General features: G+C 37.8%; 16 protein-coding genes and 6 pseudogenes. 9 read left to right on the plus strand and 13 right to left on the minus strand.

From position 1 onward, the window contains the following. Positions 1-114: 114 nt before the first annotated feature. Positions 115-261, minus strand: a pseudogene (locus J5A55_RS12300) (HU family DNA-binding protein); the annotation flags it as partial. Between the two features lie 104 nt (positions 262-365). Here J5A55_RS12300 and J5A55_RS04050 point away from each other — a divergent pair. Further along, positions 366-1,293 (plus strand): annotated as a pseudogene (locus J5A55_RS04050) (IS982 family transposase). A 244-nt stretch (positions 1,294-1,537) separates the two neighbouring features. After that, the gene (locus tag J5A55_RS04055) at positions 1,538-2,266 is read left to right on the plus strand and encodes an IS4 family transposase (RefSeq protein WP_004383688.1); all 729 of its coding nucleotides are present in this window, start codon (positions 1,538-1,540) and stop codon (positions 2,264-2,266) included. Positions 2,267-2,355: 89 nt separating this feature from the next. On the opposite strand, the pseudogene J5A55_RS04060 reads toward J5A55_RS04055, so the two are convergent. From J5A55_RS04060 to J5A55_RS04075, 4 genes and pseudogenes are all read right to left on the minus strand, one after another. Beyond that, positions 2,356-3,261, minus strand: a pseudogene (locus tag J5A55_RS04060) (IS982 family transposase). 392 nt (positions 3,262-3,653) lie between these two features. Beyond that, a pseudogene (locus J5A55_RS04065) lies at positions 3,654-4,552 on the minus strand (IS982 family transposase). 536 nt (positions 4,553-5,088) lie between these two features. Beyond that, positions 5,089-6,604, minus strand: a pseudogene (locus J5A55_RS04070) (Y-family DNA polymerase). Positions 6,605-6,637: 33 nt separating this feature from the next. Continuing rightward, positions 6,638-7,033, minus strand: a complete 396-nt coding sequence (locus J5A55_RS04075; RefSeq protein ID WP_039851389.1) for a hypothetical protein — start codon at positions 7,031-7,033, stop codon at positions 6,638-6,640. Positions 7,034-7,211: 178 nt separating this feature from the next. On the opposite strand from J5A55_RS04075, the gene lepA reads away from it, so the two are divergent. Both lepA and J5A55_RS04085 read left to right on the plus strand, forming a co-directional pair. Further along, the gene (gene lepA / locus J5A55_RS04080; protein ID WP_004383699.1) at positions 7,212-8,993 is read left to right on the plus strand and encodes a translation elongation factor 4; all 1,782 of its coding nucleotides are present in this window, start codon (positions 7,212-7,214) and stop codon (positions 8,991-8,993) included. Between the two features lie 29 nt (positions 8,994-9,022). After that, positions 9,023-9,622: a Crp/Fnr family transcriptional regulator gene (locus J5A55_RS04085; protein WP_004383700.1), complete on the plus strand. Its 600-nt coding sequence runs from the start codon at positions 9,023-9,025 to the stop codon at positions 9,620-9,622. A gap of 104 nt (positions 9,623-9,726) precedes the next feature. On the opposite strand, the gene J5A55_RS04090 is transcribed toward J5A55_RS04085, so the two are convergent. Beyond that, the gene (locus J5A55_RS04090; protein ID WP_004383701.1) at positions 9,727-10,374 is read right to left on the minus strand and encodes an HAD family hydrolase; all 648 of its coding nucleotides are present in this window, start codon (positions 10,372-10,374) and stop codon (positions 9,727-9,729) included. Positions 10,375-10,534: 160 nt separating this feature from the next. On the opposite strand from J5A55_RS04090, the gene mltG reads away from it, so the two are divergent. After that, positions 10,535-11,569, plus strand: a complete 1,035-nt coding sequence (mltG, locus tag J5A55_RS04095; RefSeq protein ID WP_004383702.1) for an endolytic transglycosylase MltG — start codon at positions 10,535-10,537, stop codon at positions 11,567-11,569. A gap of 443 nt (positions 11,570-12,012) precedes the next feature. Here mltG and J5A55_RS04100 read toward each other — a convergent pair. The 3 genes and pseudogenes from J5A55_RS04100 to J5A55_RS04110 form a co-directional block, all read right to left on the minus strand. Next, positions 12,013-12,812 (minus strand): annotated as a pseudogene (locus J5A55_RS04100) (EamA family transporter). An 11-nt stretch (positions 12,813-12,823) separates the two neighbouring features. Beyond that, positions 12,824-13,585, minus strand: a complete 762-nt coding sequence (truA, locus tag J5A55_RS04105) for a tRNA pseudouridine(38-40) synthase TruA (RefSeq protein WP_004383705.1) — start codon at positions 13,583-13,585, stop codon at positions 12,824-12,826. A 25-nt stretch (positions 13,586-13,610) separates the two neighbouring features. Then, positions 13,611-15,155 (minus strand): ComEC/Rec2 family competence protein, encoded by a 1,545-nt coding sequence (locus tag J5A55_RS04110; protein WP_004383706.1) that lies wholly within the window; start codon positions 15,153-15,155, stop codon positions 13,611-13,613. 120 nt (positions 15,156-15,275) lie between these two features. Here J5A55_RS04110 and J5A55_RS04115 point away from each other — a divergent pair, with 120 nt between their 5' ends. Both J5A55_RS04115 and J5A55_RS04120 read left to right on the plus strand, forming a co-directional pair. Beyond that, positions 15,276-16,106, plus strand: coding sequence for an EFR1 family ferrodoxin (locus J5A55_RS04115; RefSeq protein ID WP_004383707.1), 831 nt, complete (start codon positions 15,276-15,278; stop codon positions 16,104-16,106). A gap of 33 nt (positions 16,107-16,139) precedes the next feature. Next, positions 16,140-17,933 carry a M6 family metalloprotease domain-containing protein gene (locus tag J5A55_RS04120; protein WP_039851393.1) on the plus strand — a complete coding sequence of 598 codons (1,794 nt, stop codon included), beginning with the start codon at positions 16,140-16,142 and terminating at the stop codon, positions 17,931-17,933. A gap of 515 nt (positions 17,934-18,448) precedes the next feature. Here J5A55_RS04120 and J5A55_RS04125 read toward each other — a convergent pair. From J5A55_RS04125 to bamG, 4 genes are all read right to left on the minus strand, one after another. Continuing rightward, the gene (locus J5A55_RS04125) at positions 18,449-20,596 is read right to left on the minus strand and encodes a peptidylprolyl isomerase (RefSeq protein WP_004383710.1); all 2,148 of its coding nucleotides are present in this window, start codon (positions 20,594-20,596) and stop codon (positions 18,449-18,451) included. 100 nt (positions 20,597-20,696) lie between these two features. Continuing rightward, positions 20,697-21,962, minus strand: coding sequence for a hemolysin family protein (locus J5A55_RS04130; RefSeq protein WP_039851396.1), 1,266 nt, complete (start codon positions 21,960-21,962; stop codon positions 20,697-20,699). 6 nt (positions 21,963-21,968) lie between these two features. Further along, on the minus strand, positions 21,969-22,619 hold the full coding sequence (locus J5A55_RS04135; RefSeq protein WP_039851398.1) for an LPS export ABC transporter periplasmic protein LptC: 651 nt from the start codon (positions 22,617-22,619) through the stop codon (positions 21,969-21,971). A gap of 1 nt (position 22,620) precedes the next feature. Beyond that, on the minus strand, positions 22,621-23,928 hold the full coding sequence (gene bamG, locus J5A55_RS04140; RefSeq protein ID WP_004383713.1) for a BamG family beta-barrel-assembly machinery protein: 1,308 nt from the start codon (positions 23,926-23,928) through the stop codon (positions 22,621-22,623). Between the two features lie 156 nt (positions 23,929-24,084). Here bamG and J5A55_RS04145 point away from each other — a divergent pair, with 156 nt between their 5' ends. Further along, positions 24,085-25,266, plus strand: coding sequence for an Lnb N-terminal periplasmic domain-containing protein (locus J5A55_RS04145; protein WP_004383714.1), 1,182 nt, complete (start codon positions 24,085-24,087; stop codon positions 25,264-25,266). A gap of 2 nt (positions 25,267-25,268) precedes the next feature. Next, on the plus strand, positions 25,269-25,634 hold the full coding sequence (locus J5A55_RS04150; RefSeq protein WP_004383715.1) for a hypothetical protein: 366 nt from the start codon (positions 25,269-25,271) through the stop codon (positions 25,632-25,634). The last annotated feature ends 68 nt before the right edge of the window (positions 25,635-25,702 follow it).

Genomic DNA, 25,702 nt, shown 5'->3' on the forward strand with positions numbered 1-25,702 from the left:
CTGTATCTTCAACATCACACCTAATTATTGGCCTAATCTAAGGCGACTTATTCAGCCGTATTCAGTCTATAAATACGATGAGTCCACCAATTTTGAACGATCTGTAGTTATAGCTTACTTAGTCTTCCGCTTCGGAGCACTCACGCGTTCGTAGCTGACATTCGTAAGTGTAAAGTATTTCTTGGAAGGTGACAGCCGCACAACAGGTTTGGTGATATGAATGTTCGCATTAAATACCGTCTTGTCTTTCTCTACTATCTTAACGTGAGTTCGACGAATTATAAGTGTCTATAGATTTGGTGATTAGCGAAATTTGTTGTAACTTTAAGGTGTTAACATACAAATAATTACAAACAAAAATCGCTATGATCACCGAGGACAAAGTTACAGAAATTTTCTGTATTATTGATGAGTTTGACAAGAATTTAAATGTTGAACTGGGCAAAAACCTATGTTTACCTTCCTATAATGGGAATGGGAAACATTGCAGAAATCGCAAGGGAAGGCTTAGCGAGAGTGAGATCATGGCTATCCTTATATGTTATCATTTCGGTACATATCGTAATTTTAAGGAGTATTTATCTGAATTGTATCCGTGGTTGGCTCAAGAATGACTTCCCTGCTTCGGTATCCTATAACCGTTTTGTAGACCCCATGCCTCGTGTATTCTTCAAGATGATGCTTTTCATGAAGCTCTATGCCTTTGGTAAATGTACAGGTATAACGTTCGTTGACAATATGATGATTCCTGTTTGTTACAATGTAAAACGATATTTTAACAAGGTCTTTGCTGGACTTGCTGGGAGTGACAAGGGGACTATGGAGTGGTGTCATGGATTCAAGCTTCATCTTCTTTGTAATGATTCAGGTGAAGTAATAACATTCTGCCTTACAGGAGCAAACATAGATGACAGGGATCGTAGAGTCTGGATGGTATTTGCAAAGGTACTCTATGGAAAGGTTTTTGCAGACAGAGGGTATATCAAGCAGGAACTCTTTAAAAGTCTGTTCTGTCAAGGTATTCAACTTGTTCATGGTCTTAAAGCAAAGATGAAGAATAAACTTATGCCCATGTGGGATAAGATTATGCTAAGGAAAAGATATATCATTGAGTGCATTAATGAACTGCTAAAGAACAAAGCGAGCATCGTACACTCACGACACCGATCGATACATAACTTTATCATGAACTTATGTTCTGCCCTTACAGCATATTGCTTTTTTGAGAATAAGCCAGAGGCACTGCCTGTATATGTAGGAAAATCAAGACAGTTAGAACTATTTGCATACTAAGCTTAACCCGAACTGGTGTACTTGCTGAAACCAATAGGCGTAACCCACAGGAGTTCTTTACAAACGTTTATGCGTACTTCTTAGAGCGTTATAGTTCTTTCTTAGCGGACAGCCGCCCCAAAGGTGAGCAGAAGACGTGGGAGAAGCTCCTGTATATGATGGATCCAACTACGATTACCCTTTTTGACAACATCCTAAAGGGTGTAGGCAGACATCTTAAAAGTGGTAAGAAGAAAGAGATGGTATGAAGGTTCATACGGCGATGAAATATAATGTTGGCGCTCCCATGGTCGTACAGCTCACCTCTGCCGCTACGCATGATCATTATCTGCTTAAAGAAGTGCATCTTCCCAAGGATGCAACCCTTACAATGGACAGAGCATACGTTGATTATGCACAGTTTCAGAGACTTACAGAGGAGGGAGTATGCTATGTGACCAAGATGAAGAAGACCCTTATCAATAGGGAGCTGTCCTCTGTAACCTATGTAAGCCCTGACGGACTAGTTACACATATGGATAAGAAGATTGTCTTTGAGAAGGGGGAGATAAGACATGAGGCAAGACGAGTGGAACTATGGGATAATAACTCACATAAGTCTGTTGTCTTGCTGACCAATAACTTTGAACTTGATGTAAAAGACCTTGAGGACATTTACAAGCGCAGATGGGCTATAGAGTCCCTTTATAAGCAGCTCAAACAAAACTTTTCGCTGCATTTCTTCTATGGTGACAGCTTAAATGCCATACAGATACAAACATGGGTAGTACTCATTGCCAATCTGCTCTGTACTGTTATGTCCAGAACGAGAAAAAGACACGTAGCCTTCTTGCAATTAGTAACCATGCTAAGACTTACACTGATGTATTACACCGATTTTATCTCATTTATGAAAAATCCACAGAATGATGAACTCAACATAATGGCTGAAAAAGTAAATGTACCACCAAAAGAACTTGATTTATTTCATTAGGGGTAGATTTCAAAAATAAATGCAGAATTACCTATTATAAAGTCGATTCGGCAAGAATTTATATGCTATTTAACGTGAGTTCGACGAATTCAGAATAATGCAAGCTGTGTGCCCATGATCCTTTGTACATTGATGCAGGGCTTCTTTGGAAACAGGCAATAGGCAGCAATTGCCCCTAATAAGTTGACGATGAAATTGTCAAAGCATCTATGTCTGGAGTGCTCTATTTGTGCAATGTTCTTAAGTTCTTCATTCACCGTTTCTATAATGGCTCTTTTTCTGAGTAACAGTCTGTCTGAAACACTCATTAAACATCCTTTCATGTTACTTTTCAATTTGGTTATAAGCTGTATTCCATCAACAAAAAGTCTTTGAAAGAGATTCTTGCTTATGTACCCTTTGTCACCGAATAGCTTACAATGTATGAAATCTATGAATGCTTTTTATTCCAAAGGCTTACTGTCATCAACATCTCCCGGCGTTATCATAAAGTTGAGAAGCTCTCCTCTTTCATTGCAAATCAAATGCAACTTGAAACCAAAGAACCAACCCATAGAGCATTTTCCTCTTTGAGCTATGCCTTTGAAAACTTTGTGAATATGTATTCTTTGGTTTTTGCAGACACGCAATGGTGTGCTATCAACGAAGCTTATACCCGTGCATTTGCCCAACAGAACCTTCTTGATAAACAAGGTTAAGGGTATGACTACATCCCTTTCCAATTCTACTATACGGTTATAAGGAACAACTTTTGGAAACAGATGGCGAAGCTGCTTACATACTTTTTCAAGATAGAAATGTTTAAAGCAGCGATAACCAGAATCGTGGAATAGAATCATTATCAGCATAACTTCTGCCTTTGACATCGTAGAATTTCGATGATATTTTCTTTTTCCGGTAGGCTTTAGCGTATATTTTGCTGTCATAGCATCAAAAAACTTGCAGAAGTCATCTGCCATACAAAATATTTCTGTAACTTTGTCCTCGGTGATCATAGCGATCTTTGTTTGTAACTGTTTGTATATTAGTTCTTTAAAGTTACAACAAATTTCGCTAATCACCAAATCTATAGACACTTATAATTCGTCGAACTCACGTTATTTAATAACTGACCGATTTTATTGAACCAGTACTATTATAGTATTATAGATGATTGATATTGTATGTTATTTTGAATTATTGCTGTCCAGTAAAAATAAACTGAGACCTCTGCATATCTTTATCCATCAGTATTGCAGCCGTTTTACCCATCCAGAGGCTTGATTTTCAGTTTCAAACTGTAAGTATTATAAAATGCGCTTATTTTGGCAAGAAAAGACCTATAATAACCGATAATCCTAATAAATAATAAGTTTAAGTCTATTTTATACGTCGGTTCGGGTTAAGTTTAGTATGCAAATAGTTCTAACAGCCTTGATTTTTCTGCATATACAGGCAGTGCCCCTGGCTTAGTCTCAAAAAAGCAATATGCTGTAAGGGCAGAACATAAGTTCATAATAAAGTTATGTATCGATTGGTGTCGTGAGTGTACGATGTTCGCTTTGTTCTTTAGTAGTTCATTAATGCACTCGATGATATATCTATTCCTTAGCATAAGCTTATTCTTCATCTTTGCTTTAAGATTGAATACCTTGACTGAATAGACTTTCGAAGAGTTCTTGCTTAATATACCCTCTGTCAGCAAAAACCTTTCCATAGAGTAGTACCTTTGCAAATACCGACCACACTCTTCTATCCCTGTCATCAACGTTTGCTCCTGTAAGACAGAATGTTATTACTTCACCTGAATCATTGCAAAGAAGATGAAGCTTAACTCCATGACATCAATCCATAGTCCCCTTGCCACTCCCGGCAAGTCCAGCAAAGACCTTGTTAAAATACCGTTTTACATTGTAACAAACAGGAATCATCATATTGTCAACGAACGTTATACCTGTACATTTACCAAAGGCATAGAGCTTCATGAAAAGCATCATCTTGAAGAATACACGAGGCATGAGTTCTACAAAACGGTTATAGGATACCGAAGCAGGGAAGTCATCCTTGAGCCAACCACGGATACAATTCAGATAAATACTCCTTAAAATTACGATATGTACCGAAATGATAACATATAAGTATGGTCATGATCTCACTCTCGCTAAGCCTTCCCTTGCTATTTCTGCAACGTTTCCCATTCCCATTATAAGAAAGTAAACATAGGTTTTTGCCCAGTTCAACATTTAAATTCTTGTCAAACTCATCAATAATACAGAAAATTTCTATAACTTTGTCTTTGGTAATCACCGCTTAGTTGTTTTGTAAATTATTGAATTTCAACTATAAAGTTACGAAAACTAACGAGATTACCAACTTTTAGAAGAACTTTCTTAAACCAAACTCACGTAAATATGAGTTGTTCTCATAGCCAACCTGCTTATGCCGCTGGTAAAGGAGAATATTAAAAAACGTTGGAGTTTTTCAGGTCTAGCCCACTATGATAAGAATCCCCCTACTGAGCTACGTGTCAACACAAGGTTTTCTGGAACAGCCACAGAAAGACTGGTAAAAGATAAAGACAAGATTTGAGCCTCACCAGAAGAGCTGTCATTGTTCTATGGGGGATTTAAAATGAAACCTCGATATGCCTGTTCGGGCTATGTTGAGAAGATATGTGCCATAGAAAATATGTTTTATTGGACACCAATATTTAGCAATAGCTTCTTCATAACCAAAAAGGGCTGCGAAAGGTGCAAATTGTACAGCTCGATCATAAAGGCTCATCCGTGGATGTCGTTTAGAGACATGATGAGGGAGATTGATTATGTCATCATACTTAGCTATCATGCTTTATGTCCTCCTATTTGTTTATTATGTTCACGTGCCGTTGAGCCTTCTTCAAAATTTAATCCTCGCAATAGTGAGTTCTTTCCAAAACGCTGTTTGATGTTTAATATCGTTTCTTGCATTCGCTGTTCACGTGCTAGTTCTTTTCTTTCGCTTTTTTATTGAGGCATCATTATCCGCAAAGAGATCTAACTCAATAGGTTTTGGAGTTCTATTATTGATAAATTCTTCTCGAATAACATGATTCAAAGAAATATTTACTCGTCTAATAAGCAACCTTCTTTCAACGATCTCTTCATAAAACTTTAAGACTGCCTGAGTCATTATATGTGAAGAAGAAGTAAAATGAGAAAAAGTAGCGGAACCATGAGTATGTTTAGGAACTTTACGTCCATACCAATCTTTAGAAATCGGTCCAGTATAGTCATTTAACTCCCTTGATATCAAACTATCTTTATCATATCCGACATAAAGAACAAGTTGATCAGCACCACAACGTTTCTCAACTAAATCTAAAGACAAGGCATCAACCATCTCCTGTACAACAACTTTTGCTTTCTGAAATGTATAACCCTCATGTAGTACTTGACCACTACTCATAGAATTACATTCTGGACGATAAGCTTTCACCATTTCCATTGTACATGGTTCCCATCCCCAAGCATGATCAATCAATAATTCTGCATTAACACCAAAGAGCTTATAAAACAATTCTTCATGCTCAATAGAATAACGAGCAATCTTGCCCATAGTATCAATTCCATAAGCATATAATCGTTGAACAATACCATGACCTACACGCCAAAAGTCTGTAAGTGGTTTATGATCCCATAGATTTTTACGATAACTATGTTCATCTAATTCAGCAATTCTAATTCCATCCTTATCAGCAGGTATATGCTTTGCCACGATATCCATCGCCACCTTACAAAGATACAAGTTAGTTCCTATACCTGCTGTAGCTGTTTCCCAGTCTCACGAAGAACATCACGAATTATCTTCATTGCAAAATCATGAGTTGATAGTTTAGAACTGTAAAGGTAAAGTATAGCGTCTATAAACTCCTCATCTATCGAATACACATGCATATCCCCTAGTGCTACGTATCGCAAATAGATACTATATATCTTGACACTATGTTGAATATTATGCGCCATTCTTGGGACTGCCATGAAATAATCAACTTCCCAATCCTTATGTTGTTCTAAATCAATTGCATAGGAAGACTTACCTGTAAAGCTACCTTCCAACAATTCTTCCTTTCGTTTATTATAAGACTTCGCGCAATTGTTGAACAACCTCAAATAAACGTGCACGCCCTGGTAAACCATAAGATTTAAGAGAAGGTGATACCGCTAAGCAAATTGTCTTTTCCGTTCTACTGACATCTGCAACGATAAGGTCAGTTGTCAAAGGATTCAAGCCACGCTCAACACACTCTAAACTGGTATAGAACGATTTAAGATCTATGGCAATATAAGTCTTTGAATGTGGAACACAAGATGTCTGCACTATAAGTAATCCTGAATGTAATAAAGAATCTATTTATTGATAATCCTTTGTATTATAATTTACATCAAACAATACTTCTGATGGCTTTTTCTCAGAATGGTAAGTATAGTGGAAATTGAATCCTGCATCCTTATAAGCCTTCGTTCCTGCATCTGATCTTAAAGCCTCTTTCAAGACTTGCCGTAATTTACCTTTCTGCTTATCAATGACCAATCTATTATCAGCTGCACTAACAAGCGTATTATAATAATGAATAGTCCGGGTTGCTGGTTCAAAGACCATACTATCCATTCGCACATTATCTACTATAGGGGTTGGACACTTCTTCTCAGTAAATTCCTTACACTCTTGGGCAGCTCTATCTTCCAAGCTCCTATGACAAGAAGAACAAAATGTAACCATCAAAACAACATAAAATAAACGCTTCATAATTAATTTTTTTATTATTATTTCATTGGAATATATCATAAAGTAGACTCCAAATGAGCTTAATTTTCTATCAATTATTCTTTGCAAAGATAACAAAAAATAGCTAATTTCCTATTTTACCATTCCACATTCTCGGATTTTATGATTATATTTGCATCTCGAATTATAGAACGAACTGATGGATCATATAAGAAATTTCTGCATAATTGCCCACATTGACCATGGTAAATCAACTTTGGCCGATCGTCTTCTTGAATACACCCAAACAATCAAGATTACTGAAGGGCAGATGCTTGACGACATGGAATTGGAGCGTGAACGTGGCATCACGATTAAGAGCCATGCTATTCAAATGGAATATACTTTCGATAAGGAGAAATATGTATTAAACCTTATTGATACTCCAGGACACGTCGACTTCTCATACGAAGTATCACGTAGTATTGCTGCTTGCGAAGGCGCTCTGCTTATTGTTGATGCAACGCAAGGAGTACAAGCACAGACAATATCAAATCTTTATATGGCCATCGATCACAATCTAGAGATTATCCCTGTCATCAACAAGATTGACATGCCTAATGCAATGCCAGAAGAAGTCGAAGACGAGATCGTCGACCTGATAGGTTGTGATCCTGAAGATATTATTCGTGCAAGCGGTAAGACTGGCGAGGGAGTCCCAGAGATACTTGAGGCTATTGTTAAGCGCATTCCTGTACCCAAAGGAGATGTAAAGGCACCTCTACAAGCACTTATCTTTGACTCTATTTTCAACTCCTTCCGTGGTATTATTACCCTTTGCAAGGTCGACAATGGTGTCATAAAGAAAGGAGATAAGGTCAAGTTCGTTCAAACTGGAATGGAATATACTGCCGACGAAGTTGGTGTGTTGAAAATGGATATGGTACCCACCAAACAACTTTCTACAGGTGAAGTGGGGTATATTATATCTGGCATAAAGAATGCAACGGAGGTAAAGGTCGGTGACACTGTTACTCACATTGATACTCCTTGCAAGCATGCTATTGAGGGATTCCAAGAAGTAAAACCAATGGTTTTCGCAGGCGTCTACCCTATTGATCCAAACGATTATGAGAATCTTCGTGCCTCTCTAGAGAAACTGCAACTCAATGATGCCTCACTTACATTCCAACCAGAAAGCTCACAGGCACTAGGATTTGGATTCCGTTGTGGATTCCTCGGTCTATTGCACATGGAGATTGTGCAAGAACGCTTAGACCGTGAATTTAATATGGACGTCATTACTACAGTTCCGAATGTTAGCTACATGGTTTATGACAAGCAAGGCAACGAGAAAGAGGTTCATAATCCTTCTGGTTTGCCAGATCAAACCATGATTGACCATATTGAAGAACCTTTTATAAAGGCTTCTATCATAACATCAAGTGACTATATTGGTCCAATCATGACGCTATGTCTTGATAAACGTGGCGAATTGGTTAGTCAGAACTATGTAAGTGGCAATCGTTTGGAGTTAATCTTTATGATTCCATTAGGTGAGATTGTAATTGATTTCTATGACAAGCTAAAGAGCATATCAAAGGGTTATGCTTCTTTTGATTATCACATAGATTCTTTTCGCCCTTCCAAACTAGCGAAGCTCGATATCTTGTTAAATGGAGAGCCTGTAGATGCCCTTTCTACATTAACACACGAGAGCAACGCTGTCACATTCGGAAGAAGAATGTGTGAGAAGTTAAAGGATTTGATTCCTCGTCAGCAGTTCGACATTGCAATTCAAGCTGCTATAGGGGCTAAGATTGTTGCAAGAGAAACTGTTAAGCAGGTACGAAAGGACGTTACCGCTAAATGTTATGGAGGCGATATTAGCCGTAAACGTAAACTTTTGGAGAAACAGAAGAAAGGTAAGAAACGTATGAAACAGATTGGGAATGTACAGGTTCCACAAAAAGCCTTCCTTGCTGTATTGAAATTAGACTAAAGGACAAGAAAAAGAAAGGATAGGAAAAAATGAAAGAATTAGCAAATGATACTAGAGATATTGCACGTGAATTAGCACGCAAGTATAGTACTATGACACATGAGGAACTAGATGTTCTTGAGAGCATCTTGGTTCCAATGAAATTTAGCAAAGGGCAGATGATTCTCCGTGAAGGCGAGATCTGCAAGCACTTTTATTATGTTGAAAAAGGACTTGTACGTCAGTTCTACTTTAAGAATGGAAAGGAGATAACAGAGCACCTTGGAGAAGATCATGGTATAATAATGTGCATCGAAAGCCTTTTTCAAGAGGAACCTACAAAGTTACAAGTAGAAGCATTAGAGCCAACACAGATTTATGCTCTTCCTAGACAGAAACTAGAGCAAGTGGCTTTACACAACGTGAACATACAGATCCTGTATCGTAAAATACTTGAGGAAAGTCTGATTATTTCACAGATACATGCTGACCTTGTGCGCTTTGAGACAGCTCAAGCCCGATATAAGAGAATGTGTAAACTGAAGCCACAGGTAGTACTTCGCGCTCCTCTTGTTTACATAGCCAGTTATTTACAGATGACGCCAGAAACACTAAGCCGTGTTCGTTCATCTACACTGCTTGATGATTAAAAGGAACTTTATTACAAAGTAGATAGAAAATTAGTTTTTGTCATGTCAATAAATAAAATCTTATAACTATAAGATCCATGATTTACGACATGACAAAAATCGTTTTATAGATTAGCCAGTATTTCTTGTGGCTTCTCTACAAATAAGGTTGCACCATGCTCTATTAAGAAATCCTTATCTCGAAATCCCCAAAGAACACTAATACAAGGTAAACCACTATTCTTTGCCGTCATTACATCTACATCACTATCACCAACGTAAACGGCACCTTCCTTTGACGCGCCTAACTGACGAAGTGCCTCTAACACAGTATCTGGAGCAGGCTTCTTACGAATATTTTCTCGTTCGCCAATCGCGACTTCTATTGTATCAGCAAAGAAATGGCGAGCAAGATCTTGAGTTGCAGCATAAAACTTATTGCTTACAATAGCTAGTTTCTTTCCACGTCGTTTCAACTCTCGAAGCATTCCGATTACACCTTCGTATGGACGCGTCCTATCTAAACTGTGCTTTAGATAATGTTCACGAAACTTTGCATATACTTCTTCAAAACGAGGGTTCTGCTGACCATCAGGAATTGCACGCTCCATCAGAAGTTTAACCCCATTACCAACAAACATACGAACTTCCTCTGTTGTTCTCTCTGGCATACCTGCCCAGCGTAAAGCATAATTAGTACTAGCTGCTAAGTCATCTAAACTACTTAACAACGTGCCATCTAAATCAAAGATATAAGTATCGAAATCTTTCATTATCCTTCTTTTTACGGTGGACAAAATTACTCAATAATACATAGAATAGACTAACTTTTATCTTAAATTTCAAAAAAAGTATTGCTCTACATCACGTACTACAACACTTTTAATGGAGAATTATGTAACTTTGCAACATTGATTAATTAAGCATAACAAGATGACAAACAAATCGAAGAATAACAAGAATTCGAAGAAAAAGCTAATATTAGCAATAGTCTGCATAGTGTTGATTGGTATTAGTTACTTCCTTTTCTTTGCTAGTATGTCTCGTACAGGGAAAGAACAATATGTCCTTATAGACCAAGATGATAATATAGATTCAGTCTATAACAAACTTCAACCATTATCAACCCCACAGGGTTTTTGGGTCTTCAAACAATTATCAGAACTCACAGGATACAAAGATAATATTCGTACTGGTCGATTCTCTGTTGGATCAGCAGGTTCACTCCAAACATTCCGTCATATCCACAACGGCTTACAGGCACCAATAAAGTTAACCATAAAGTCCGTAAGAACTATAGATGACCTTGCCACGGAGATTAGCAGTAAGATGATGTTCTCACGTAGTGAACTTCTCTCTCAACTAAAATCTACAGCAACATGTAAGAAATATGGATTTACTCCGGAGACCATTCCTGCAATGTTTATTCCCAATACATACGACTTCTATTGGGACACTTCTGTAGAGAAGTTCCTTGATAAAATGTCAGAAGAAAGTAAGAGGTTCTGGACATTTGAACGTAAAGAGAAAGCAAAAGCCGCAGGACTAACAGAGAACGAAGTAATCACATTAGCTAGTATCGTTGATGAAGAGACTTCAAACGTGGCGGAGATGCCTAAAATTGCAGGCATGTATATCAACCGATTGCATATCAATATGCCACTACAAGCCGATCCAACCGTTAAGTTTGCTACAAAGAACTTCACCGCACACCGTATCTATCAGAAATGGTTGACTGTAGATAGCCCTTACAACACTTATAAGTATCGCGGTTTACCTCCCGGTCCTATCCGTATAGCATCAGTTGAGGCGATTGATGCCGTATTGAATTATGTGCATCATGATTATATCTATATGTGCGCAAAAGAGGACTTTAGCGGAACACATAACTTCGCAAAGACATACGAAGAGCATCAAATAAATGCAGCAAAGTATGCCAAGGCTCTTAATGTAAGAGGTATTCAATAAGACAACGAAAAGACGGCAACTAAGACTTCTGAGATACCAACTAACTGGTATTTCAGAAGTTTTTTGTTGTCTATTCTTCACAAAACAATAGAACGAAAGTGTTCGAAATAATCCTCAGTTTCTGATATTAATTTATCTTGAAAAAGACCAACATTCTAAGTCCCAAATAAGTTTAAGTTAAAGTATGATAGACGTTTAAGTTAGGACTCAATCATACTTTAAGTTAGTGTCCTATCATATTCCTATAAGAACTATCGCGTTATACAGACGTGTATAACCAATTATACAGGCGTGTATAATCAATTATACAAACGTGTATAATGAGTTATACAAACGTGTATAATCGATTGTACAAACTTGTATAACATCATACTTTAACTTAAAATACCTTTGTACTTCAACTTAGAGGGCAATCGTACTTTAACTTAAACGTCAAAAGCATACTAATAAGAACCGATCCAGAGGAAGATCATACCGAGAATGACAAGGCAAAGATCAAGTGCTTTTGCCTTCAAGTTCTTCTCTCTAAAGAGTAATGCTCCACACAGAAACGACACTATAACGGAACCACGACGAACCATAGACACGATTGAAATCATTGCGCCTGGTAAGGAGAGGGCATAGAAATAAGCAAAGTCTGCCATCGACAAAAAGATAGAGATGAGTAAGATGCTCCATTTCCAAGAGAACTTAACTTGAGTATCAGTCCCGCCCTTGCGCTTGTATAAGTAGATAAGGAGCACTATTGACATCATCAAGCATTGGTAAATATTGTACCAACTCTGTGCCAACATACGATCCATCCCCACTCCACCATTCTCTGGACTTGCCATTAAATATTTGTCTAACAAGCCACTACAAGTACCCATTAAAGCCGCTAATAATAAGAAAAGTATCCACGTATTATGTTTGAAGTCTATACCTTCTTTCTTACCACTTCGAGCCAAAAGGAATAAGGAGATAATGGCGAATATTACACCTATCCATTGCCATACATTTCAATCACACTCTTCAGTATAATCCACTTATGCATTTCCCATCCTCCTACTCCAACTTGCAGAACACTCCCTTCTAATAAGTTCGTATATTGTGAGAGCAATATAAGTGGGATGAAGATGAGGGAACAAAATAATGTGTTAAGAAATAAGACGGGAATGACATCATTACCTTTCAAAGAATACTTCTTTGAGGTATCGTACAATCCGAGCAAAGTTGCAGAGACAAATGCTAAGATGATCCACATAAAAGTCTACTTTAATATTTTATATCCCACAAGAAAAGGGCATTACCTGGCATGCTCTCACCCGCATCACTTCTCGACCCATTATTTACAATAGCTTGAAACTCCTCTAAGGATAATCGTCCTCTTCCAACATCAACTAAAGTTCCAACCACAGAACGTACCATATTGCGTAAGAAGCGATTAGCCGATATAACGAAACACCAATTAGTGATCCTATCTGAAGTTACTAATGCTTGTTCCGCCTTACATGGAATCCATCGTGCTTCTGTCAGATTGCAGATGGTTGTCTTTACATCTGCACCTGTCTTGCAAAAACATTTGAAGTCTTTTTCTCCTATCAGATAGTCGGCTGCCTCATTCATTTTATCAAAATCCAACGGATAGTGAATCTCACATGAGTATTGGCGTGAGAAGGGCTGCTTCGTTGTATGTACATAATAATGATAGGTACGGGATGTGGCGGAGAATCGTGCATGTAAGTCTTCACTCACAGGCACAATCTGACTAACAGAGACATCACGGGGTAACAATCGATTGAGTTTATAAACCAGTTGCTGGCAAGCTATAGTCTTGTCTGTATCAAAGTGAGCAACCATCATCCGTCCATGTACACCCGCATCTGTACGCCCACCCCCAGTTATACTAACCTCTTCACGTAAAAGAGTTGATAAGGAACGTTCCAGCACTTCTTGAACAGATATACCATTAGGCTGAATTTGCCAACCATGATAGGCTGTCCCGTCATAGGATAGTGTTATAAAATATCGCTGCATAATTGCGTGCAAAGGTACACAAAAATTAGCTAAACTCTGTCTTGCCAATATAAAAACTCCATAATCTCCAAGCTGTCAACAATGCCACATAATAAAGAATAATATGAAGGGAGGAAATATGAATTTGCTCCATGCTAGCACCTGGCAGACAGGCAATCCAATGTAGAGTGTTGTTCAACCATTCGATAGTTATGGAAAGGCACTTGCTAATAAACAAAGAGAAAGAGGATAATGGAGCAAATAAGAACAATAAACCTGTCATGTAAATGATTAGAGTTGTACAGGGCACTGCTATCAAACTACAAGGAAGTGAGACGAGTGACACTCTGTCAAAGTAATAGACAATTAGAGGTAGGGTTCCTAACTGGGCTGCTACGGATAATGCTATCATTGAGCATAGCCAACGCATGATAGTAAAGTGCAGAAGTTTTCCCTTTCGGAACATTGCTATCATGAGTGGATAGAATAGCATGATACTCCAAACTGAAGCAAAAGATAACTGAAAACCTATGTCAAACAAACTATAAGGATTAATAACAAGCATGATAAAGGCTGTCAATGACAGGGCATTCACTGATAGACGTTCCCTATTTAAGAGGGTGACAAACGAATAGATAGATAACATAATTGCAGAACGTACAACGGAGGGAGAAGCACCCACTAACATAACGAAGAGCCAAACGCCAAAAAGGATGATAGGTTCCGTTGTAAACTTACTACGCAAGAAGGAAAACAACCTACTACACCAACTCATTATAAGAACAAGCATGCCATAGATAATTGTTAGATGTAAGCCCGACAAGGCTAACACATGACTTGCGCCAGTTATTGAGTAATCCTCTTTTAAACTCTTGTTTAATAGCGTTTTATCTCCAACAGTCATTGCCGTAACTATAGCCAAATTATCACCTTTAAGATTCTTCTTTAATTGGCTTAACACCTTATGCTGATAGCGTCGGAAAGCAATAGAAAGTCGCTGGGACAAATTGAGTTTATCAAGGCGAATTTGTTTCTTTTGCCATTGGTTATAGTAAATGAATGTCTCGCCAATATAATCATGCAGTCTTAACCATCTAGCATAATCAAAACTCCCACCTAAAAGATTCGTTGGCTCGGTAAGACGGGCGGAAGCAATAATACCATCACCTACATGTAAATGCTTATAATTGTTTGTCAAACTATCACGTAATATTCTTGCTTTTATCTTCATGGGCTTTGACTGACTAACTACTAACAAGTCTGTCTGGATAACATTCCCAACCACAACAGGCTCTGTTAGTAAAACAGCCTCAAAGGTTATCTCGCTTTGTGGTAAATTGACATGATTAACTCGTTCTTTCGCCGTGAAGAAGGTAGCCCCCAATAGGAAGATAGAAAGCAGAAGCAATGCACTTTGAATGTATTTCCAACACCATGATAACATTGTCAAAATGATTGCAAACAATAGGAAACCACACCAATAATATAGTGTGATAGAATTGCTCGCAAACTGTCCCATAAAGATTCCGAACCCAAATGGTATAAGCAACTTAACAAAGGGATACATCTTTAAGTCTACTTTCTCCTTCATAGTGTGCTACTTCATGTATTGCTCACAAATATAGGCAATTATTATGAAAAAACAAAGTAAATGTGCTAGTTAGCTATTATTAATCTTGTTAGATTTATAAATAATGACTACCTTTGTCACATGATTTTCTATTTCTCTGGTACAGGTAATAGTCAATGGGCAGCGAAGACGTTAGCTTTACAAACCCAAGATGAGTTATATTCTATCGCTAAAATCATTAAAACCGATTGTACGTTTCAATTAAAGAAGGGCGAGCAAGTTGGTTTTGTCTTTCCTGTACATGGATGGAGAGTACCACGCATCGTTAGGGTATTCCTACAGAAACTTAAACTTACAGATGAAGAGGATCAACCACTAAAGCATCATTGTTTCTGCTTAATGACCGCAGGAGACACAATAGCCAAAGCTATGGAACGATTCCAACAGCACCTGCATGAAGTCCCTATTGGAAGGATGTTAGACCTTGACCTTGTTGGTTCCGTCATCATGCCAGAGTCGTATGTGGGCTTACCAGGTATGGATGTTGACACCAAGGAGAAAGAACTCGAAAAGAAGCAAGCCGCAGAGATCTATTTAAGAGATTTCGGAAAGAAGATCATTCAGAAACAGAAAGAGGATGATTATAAGCCTTATGGTTGGAAGGAACTCATGGTTGGTCCACTACCGTGGTTCTTCTCTGTTCCTGTAGGTGGTTTCTTTGAGCGGTTCCTCATCACGGACAAACCCTTTCATGTGGATCATCAACGTTGTGTCAAATGCGGCATCTGTGCTAACGTTTGTCCTGTTGCTGATATAAAAGGTGGCTTAGGTTACGAACCCGAATGGTTGCACAACAAGAAATGCCTCACCTGCTTCGCCTGTTACCATCATTGTCCACATCATGCTATAGAATATGGCAAGCGTACAGTGAAGAGGGGACAGTACTTCTATAATAGGAATAGATTACATTAACATGCAATAAACATTATAACACTATAAAGACTAATGAATAAAAAGATTATCCTGTCATGTTGTATGGCTTTAAATGCCTTAGCGACATGGGCTGGCAAAGCTAATCCAGCTCCTTTCTTAATAACACTGTCGGATGGCACACAACTAACAGTGTATCAACATGGAGATGAACATGCCAGCTGGTCAACCACTACAGACGGAGTTCTACTAACAACTGTTGGTAAAGATTTTTATATAGCTAATATTGATGCAAATGGAAGGCTAAAAGCATCAAACCAGTTAGCTCATAACGAAGACAAGAGAACAGTTGCAGAGAAAAAACTAATTAAAAAGCAACTAGCAAGACATGACCTGTTTTTCAGCACACTTTCAAGACAACTACAACATGGAGCTAAGACAAGAGCCATTGGTACACGTACACCAGCTTATTTTCCACATACTGGTAGCCCTAAAGTCTTAGTGATATTAGCACAATTTAGGGATGTATCATTCTCTCTTCCCGACCCAAAGAAGAGTTTCAATGACTACTTCAATTTTGATTCAAGTAGCAGTCTCATGCCAGACTATGCTAATAATGAAAAAAGAAACCATGGAAGTGTAAAGCAATATTTTAAGGACATGAGTAACGGGCAATTCACCCCTCAGTTTGATATTGTTGGTCCAATAACCGTCCCTAATACAAGTATGTACTATGGTAAAGATGGTGCAGGAAAAAATAATCATGATCTAAAAATAGCTGAATTCATTACTGATGCTTGTAATGCAGTAGCAGCACAAGGTAGCATCAACTTTGCTGATTATGATAGCAACGATGATGGATTCGTTGATTTAGTTTATGTACTCTTCGCTGGTTATGGTCAAAATGCAGCCCCTGAAACATATAAAGATGACCTTATTTGGCCTAAATCATGGACACTTCCAATTCCACTTGAGATTGGTGGCAAAAAGATTATGCGTTATGGTGTTAGTAATGAACTAAATTATTATCCTGGGTATACTTTCAAAAGCGGACCGAGTAAACGTATTAATGGCATAGGTTTATTCTGCCATGAGTTTTCCCATACTATGGGTTTACCTGATTTCTACCCATACAATAAGGAAGCCCAGAAGGATAATCAAGCTATGGAGATTTGGGATTTAATGGATGGTGGTGAATACACTGACAATGGTTATACTCCTACCCCTTATACCCCTTGGGAGAAGGAGCAAATGGGTTGGAAGACCTTATCTACAATCACAGAGACTCCATCTAAAGTAACTTTACAAGCTGATGAGGCTTTGAAGATCCCTACATCTTATGCAAAGGAGTACTTAATACTACACAATATTCAGAATAAGGGTTGGGCATCAAAGCTTCCAGGTCATGGTATGCTTGTTTATCGTGTAAATTATGAACTAGATAATGTTAACAGCAATGATCATGTAAACGATGTACTAGGAACACCTGGAATGACCATTGTACCTGCCGATAGAGAACTTATTTCAAGCTATAGTGCTAAGACGAAAGAAAAAAGAAAAGCATATATGGAGAGCTATGCAGGTGACCCTTATCCTGGAAGTAGAAATGTTCAGAATATAGGTCAGATTGTACTTAATCACAGTACTCTTAACAAACCTCTCTTTTATATTACAGAAGATTCTGCTAATGGAGACATCACTTTTGAGTATCTCAAAGACTTAACTGCTGCTGGTATCAACGATATTACTACAGGACAACAGATAATTGACAACCGTATCTACACGCTTGATGGTCGTTATGTTGGAACTGACAGAGACGCCTTACCACATGGCATCTACATTCAGAACAGACGTAAGTTTATTAAATAGATAAGATAAAGTAAAGCTAAAAAACGAATCAATCGGGTAAGAATGTAAGGGAAACTTCAAACATTCTTATCCGATTTTATTATACAAAGGGATAACAAGTATAAGATAATAGCTATTGTTTTTTAGAGCAGTTACTAAGAGTTCATCACTTTCTCATGTACATATATACTACTTGAGTTTATCGTTCAACAGGCTCAAACAATGGATAGCTATAAGTACAACTAATAGAGTATTAAGGTACTTAGTTTTAACTAAGAGGGGCAAGACAAATGCTCTACTCTATTTCTCCAAAACATCTGGAGAAGTATTACAAGTGCTTTGGAGAAGTTCTACAAAAGGCTTGTAATATCATGGAACATGTGGAACAGCCACTAAAAAGAACTCTTCATTAATTACAATTAATAAGATTATTAGACATGCAAAGTGTGTTTTTCCATTACACTAAGTTATAAGGAACTAAAAAGAGCATGCCCATGAAGGACATGCCCCGTATTTAGTTTGAACTCTTATTCTAATTAGAAGAAGAGGTAACGATTATCAACTACATTTGCCTTGAGGATAAGGTCTTGCATAAAGTTACTCAAGAACTGCATGTTCTGTTGTGCTGCTTGCTGCATTGCCATAGCCTCGTTGTACTTAGAACCAGCACGAAGAGCCTTCTTTACAACCTGGAAAACATATACACCTGCATTACCCTTTACAGGATTCTTAGAGAACTTGCCTGCAGCAGTTGCTGCGACTGCACCTGAGAGAGCAGGCTCTGCAGAACCTGTAGCTTGTACGAAAGCAGGAGCTGCGAAGGTAATTTGGCTAACTGTGCTAACCTTAGCACCCTTAGCTTGAGCAGCTGCAATACTATTAACTCCCTTGAGTTTAGCCATCAACTTTTCAGCCTTCTTATCCTTGATTACTTCACGTTTAAGAATCTCCTTAACCTGTGGGTCATCCCAAGAACGATAACCTTTTGGATGGATAGCAGAAAGAACTATAACCATCAAGTGATCATTGTCACCACATTCATAAAGTGGAGAAACATCGCCTTGCTTAGCATCGAATAGCCACTTAAGTGCATCGCGCGTGCCATGTACACCTGCTACATAATGTTCTGAAGTTGAGACATCGTTAAGAGATTGTACATGATAGCCATACTTACTAGCATTCTTCTCAAGGTCGGCTGCAGTTGCACTCTTAGCAACAAATTCAGAGAACTTATTGTAAGCATCGCTACGTGTTGCCTTAGAGAAATCAATAAGTTTCTTGATAATAGCGGCTGTTGTCTTTGTCTTCATAGCCTTCTTATCGACAACTTGTAGGATAATATTGCCCTGTGTAAGTGCAACATTTTGGATTGCATTTACCTCACCATTAAGGAGCGCCTCAATGTATGTACGATTATCTTCGCTCATGCTAGGAGCAACCTCATACTGCTGACCAGTGAACCAAACCTTTTCTCCTGTCTGACCATAACGCTTTGCAATGGCAACGAAATCAGCACCACCAGCTAATGCTTTCTGTATAGAATCAGCCTTTGCATGAGCCTCTTCAGGAGTATTAGCAGCAACTTGTATCTGACGGAACTGAACAGAATCAGGTAATTGAGCCTTTGACATCACACGAATAATATTCAATGTATTGTCTTGCTTATTCTCTGTTACACCTGTTGTTCCAACAGCAAGAGAATCAATCTTTGAAGCTATGTCAGGATACTGCTGGTAAGCCTTGCTACTTACAGGTAAACCAAGATAAGGAATCATAGAGCCACTCTTGCTAATAACCATTGAAGGGTCAGTAGCTGTCGCAAGCTGTTTCTGAAGTGCGTTCATATCCTTAACAATCGCATTTCTATCAGAAGCACTAGCCTTAATCTGGTAGTCAACGAACTTAATGTCACGTGTTTCTGTATTCTGACGGAAAGCTGGTTTCAATTCCTCATACTTAGCTTTAAGATCTTCATCTGTAACCTTTACATCAGCATCTTTTATAGTACTATATGCCAAGGATGCAAGTTGAATCTCACTTTCCTCATTATTATCCTTGAATGCCATCTTAGCTTCTGCCTTATTTGAAAGAACACAGCTAGCTAACAAAGCTTGATACTTCTGACCGAGAAGTTGTGTACGGAGATTCTTCTCAACAAAGAGCCAGTAGTCATAAATCGTCTGCATCTGCTCAAGCTGTGGAGAGTTTGAAGCCTTTGCCTTATTATAACCATCAAGGAACTGTTGGAGTGCATTAATATCAAAACGACCAGTTTGCTGATTTACAAATGGTGTCTGTGCTAACATTGGATTAGTACCATCGTTCAATACATTTGAAAGTTCCTGTTCTGTAACAGTCAATCCAACCTTCTTTGCATCAGCTTCTAATACACGATTATTAACCAATTGCTGCCAAACCTGATCCTTTACTTGATTAAGCTCATTCTCGGTAAGATTATCACGTTGCATGGTGAACTTAATTGCAGACTGATATTCATCAATCAACTTTTGATAATCCTGAACGCTAATCTTCTCGCCCAGAATCTCACCAATCTGCTGTCGGGTTTCGCTCTTTATTCCATTGCAAGAGCGGAAAGCTTCTTCAGCTAAGAAAGCAAATAAGGCCAAACCGATAGCGGCTACCAGTATACCTCCTTTGCTTCTAATTTTTCCTAATGCTGCCATTTTAGATTTATTATTTGATTTTAATTATTCCTTTTGTACAACAAATTGCCCACAAAAATACGAAGAAAAAGGCAATTATCACAATTTTTCATGCACAAACTTAGTCAGTTACATTGACTTTTAGCTTCACGAGTTCAATTTTAGTCATGGTACTCTTGATTATCTTAAATTCATATTGCCCAATGGTTATAATCTCATTGAGTTTAGGAAAACTTTGATATACATGTAAGATGAGTCCACCTACCGTCATGTAATCATCGCTCTCAGGTAGTTCCAAATCAAACATCTCATTAACCTTGTCAATCTCGAGACGAGCAGAAAGAACATATTCATTGTCTGAAGTCTGCTTAGCAACATACTTCAAGTTATCATGCTCATCCTCAATATCTCCAAATATCTCTTCGACAATATCTTCCAATGATACTATACCACTAGTTCCACCGAACTCATCAACAACGACACCTAGACTCTTCTTCTGTTGAAGGAATACTTGCATAAGTTTCTGTGCAGCCATTGTCTCTGGAACGAAAGGCATTCGGCGAATATTATCACGCCAATTCTTTGGCGATCTAAACATCTCAGAAGAGTGGATGTAACCTTTTATATGATCAATGTCACCTTCATAGACAATAATCTTAGAATTACCACTTTCAATAAACATCTGCTGAAGTTCATCAAGCGAACAATTCTCTTCTATGGCATTTATCTCTGTACGCGGAACCATACAATCACGCACTTTGGTATCTTGAAAATCTAAAGCATTTTGAAAGATCTTCACCTCATCCTCAATATCATCTTCATTCTCAGCATTATCAATAGAACTTTGTACTAAGTAATCAAGATCAACTTTTGTAAACGTTCCATCATTTTCTTTTTCATCTATCTTTACTCCAAAAAGACGTAAAAGAACACGAGCAATAAAAGTTGTAAAACGACTAATAGGCCATAAGACAATAAAGAAGATGTATGCCAACGGGGCAAAGAAAGTAAGTAATCGGTTAGGATTACTTTTAAAAAGAGTTTTTGGCAGGAATTCCCCAGTAAATAAGACAATTAGTGTTGACAATATCGTATCAAGGACAACACGAGTAGCAGGCTCATACTGATGAAAGAGCGTTGCATCGAATAGCTGTGCGAAAAGTATACCATAAACAACTAACACTATATTGTTTCCTACAAGCATAGTAGAAACAAAGCCATTAGGATTATTATAAAAAACAGTTAGACACTTTTGTGCTAAACCATTCTTCTCTTTCTCCATCTCAACAAGGAGACGATTACTAGACACAAAAGCTATCTCCATTCCAGAAAAGAATGCAGATAAAACCATTGTGATTACAATTTCTATAATTAAACTTATATCCAATTTCCTCTATCGTCTTTTTATCACAGAACCCTTCAGACTGTCAACATGACCAGTATCAATAGGCATATTACCAAGGTTAGAACCAGAAAACACTTTGTCATTTGAGAATATTCCCCACCCTTTCGTTTGGCGAATCTCATAATCTGTCATCTGTTCATCACTTCTAAACCAATTTCCTTCTAGTTCTTTATCAGGAGTCTTGAGATGTGAATAAGTATGTGACCACATCTGATGATTACGTTCATCCCAATAAAGTTCATTGCTATAAAAAGAAAGTCCTTGAGCTGTAAGTATTTTCACATGCCCATGTAATTCCCAACGGCGATCTTGATCATAATAAACAGCGGTATCACACTGAATATAACCTACAACATGCTTCTTTAAATTAAACTGAGTAAGTAAGATTCCTTTATTAAAGGTCCACCTAGATGGTTTCTTATTCTCATTGACATCCCATTGTTCTGTTACAATTCTATATTTGATAACACCAGAATCTGATATAAGAGTATTAACACCATACGTGGTCATGACTGGAACAGAGTCACGATCACGTATAGCAGGAGCCATGTGCTCATGTTCTTCAGAACAAGAGATCATAGCATAGCCCATTATAATGAATGCGGAACTTACAAATAATATAGAAAGGTTGGAACGCATATTATTCAACCTTAAACTTAGCAAACCAACGCTCATTGAACGTTAAACCAACATTGATTCGGAACATGTTCTCTTTTACAAAACCTGTTGCACTACGGTTTACCCATTCAGCACTAATATTCAAGATGCTACGATTGTTATAGGCATTAACGATTGGAATACCAACACCGAGGCTTGCGGATAACTCGCGAGGACCATCTTTCCCATTTATCTTTAGGTATGGACTCGCATAGCTAATACCTGCTCGATAATGCATACGATCGAAGAATCCACGATAACGTTCGCCCTTGCAATAGTCACCACCTAATGTTAATTTGTGGAGATCTTTAAACTGTCCACCCACAAGTCGATAGTTCATGGTAGTACCATTTACATCTAACTGTGGATATTTAATCTTAGCCCACTTCTGCAATTGATAATCAACTCCTATCTTCAAACGATTGTCATGATTCCACATCATACCTACACCATAAGCGTTAGGAAGTTCAAATGCATCTGCAAGAATATAGCTTGTCGTATCCGAAACACCAGTTTGTGAATTCTTTGAAACCACAGAACACTTTGAATCAGAATTCAATTTATGACCTAAAGAATAAGTCAAGCCTAAAGTCAATTTATTTTTCCTATCAAGTTTCTGAGTATATTGTACACCAAAGTCAATTTTATAACTCTTAACTTGTGAAGCATATTCCTTGGACAATGTGTTAACGTAAGTATCACTATAAGTGTTAATGACATTACGGTTCAATGAGCCCCAAAGATAAGAAGCATTTGCGCCAAAAGCAAAGCCTTTGAATGGTGACCATCCTGCACCTAAATACACTTGGTGCAACCCTCCATTACCACTATATATATTAGAAAAAGTGGCATTTGGAGATGATGGATTATTAAAGGCATTGATATTCTTTGTATTGCTAAAGTTGTAACCAACATTCGAATAAGGTAATACTCCAAAGCTAACACCTAAATGCTTGAAGGCACGGAAAGAAGCAACTATATATTCTAGATTAGCATTCTTTGCATTGACCTTATGACCATTCTCTTCATAATTAGTCAAATGAAGTCCTACTCCTGCATCAAAAATAAAAGAAAGAGAGTCAACAGAAGCATAGGATGCGGGATTCATATAATTAACCTGATTACGCTCATGGAAGCCATACGCCAATCCATTCATACCACGATTAAATCCTGTTGCTTGTGACGCTAAAGCTCCTAACCCGTATTGGCTGTAAGGCGAATTGGTACCACTTTGAGCAGAAGACTGTACAACCACTCCTGCCAATAGCACTACTGCTATAATCTTTCTCATCCGATTTCTTTTTCTGGTTTGACTATAATGTCTAAACAATATAATGGCGCAAAGTTATTAAAAAAAATCTATATAGCGGAAAAACGATAAGGGATTTTGTTTTTTAATAAGCTTTCTTTGTGCTCTCAAGCTTTTTTGTTATCTTTGCGGTCGATAATGAAAAAGGGATTGCTATATATTATAACAATGTGTCTTCTGTCGGTCTTTCAGATAGCAGTAGAAGCACAGCCTGTGAATCATAATAACGATAGCTGTCAGATTTCCCTCTTGACATGTTCACCTGGAAAAGAGATATGGGCTCAGTACGGACACACTGCAATCAGATATAATAATAAGGTGACGGGGCAAGACATTGCCATTAATTATGGTCTATTCTCATCTGATCAACCTTTCTTCATACTTCGTTTCATCTTTGGATTAACAGACTATCGTGTTGGTGCAGAACCAATGGATATGTTTCTTGCCCAATATAGTTATGAAGGGCGTGGCGTCATAGAACAAGTTCTAAATATATCTCCTAAAGATAAGGAACTTATCGGCAAAGCTATAGAAGAGAACCTAAAACCAGAAAATCAGGTCTATCGTTATAACTTCTTCTATGACAATTGCACTACGAGGGCACGAAATATGATAGTTAACCACCTACATGGAAAAGTCATATATCCTACGCCCAAAGGGCAAGAACCAACATTCCGTTCATTAATACATGAGTGGAATCATAATTATGAATGGTCACAGTTTGGAGAAGACTTACTATTAGGAATAAACGCAGATAAAAAGGTTTCACAATCTAAACAGCAATTCCTTCCAGATAATTTAAGACGTGATTTTGCTAAAGCAATATACAATGGAACACCTCTAGTAATGGAGACACATGAACTATTAGCACCACAAAACGCTATTATTAATACAGAAACACCTTTATCTCCACTATCTGTAGCATGTATATTTGTAATCTTATGCACCATAATGATGATAGTAAGTAACCGCAAACATAAAATGTATTGGATATGGGATACAATACTTATGCTAGCAGCAGGACTTATCGGAATCATCTATTTTATGATGCTATTCTCACAGCATCCATGTGTAAGTCTCAATGTTATTATTTGTTTCTTCAATCCTCTTCCACTGTTCTTTCTTTATAAGACTATCAAAAAAACGAGGCGACAAGAGGCTAATATATGGTGGAAGATATGGGGCTCGCTCATTATATTAGGCTTCATTGGTGCATTCTTCCAACGCATTCCTACCGCAGTCTTAATTGTGGCATTATTCTTGCTTTTACACTGCATATTACATATTAGACTGGATAGACCGGTTAGAAAATATAATTAGAAGTGAATAAGTACATCACCACTTTACTTGTAATTCTTGCCTCAACAGGGGTAGAAGCACAGACCTATCAGTCTGCGCTTAGAATTGCATTGGGTGATACTACAATAGAGGATCTATGTCATAAGCAGGCATTTAAAGGTATAGAACAGGATATTCTCTCTATCCTCGATGCAATAAAACAGATAAAAGAGGAAGAAGAGATAGAGCCTGCACAAAGTCAAATTGCATTTATTGTAGACTTATCTAATAAATACACTCCGGTATTTACACATTATACACATCATATACAACAATTATCCTCCTTCCTCCCAAACCCTTCATTAAGGACGGGGATTAAAATTCGTGCACCCAGCCTTACCTCTATATAATAGAACCTAACAAGTTCAAAAGCGACATCCATATACACAATAAGTTAGACACGTGTATGGAATAAATA

The sequence above is a fragment of the Prevotella veroralis genome, from assembly GCF_018127765.1.
Classification (GTDB): Bacteria; Bacteroidota; Bacteroidia; order Bacteroidales; family Bacteroidaceae; genus Prevotella; species Prevotella veroralis.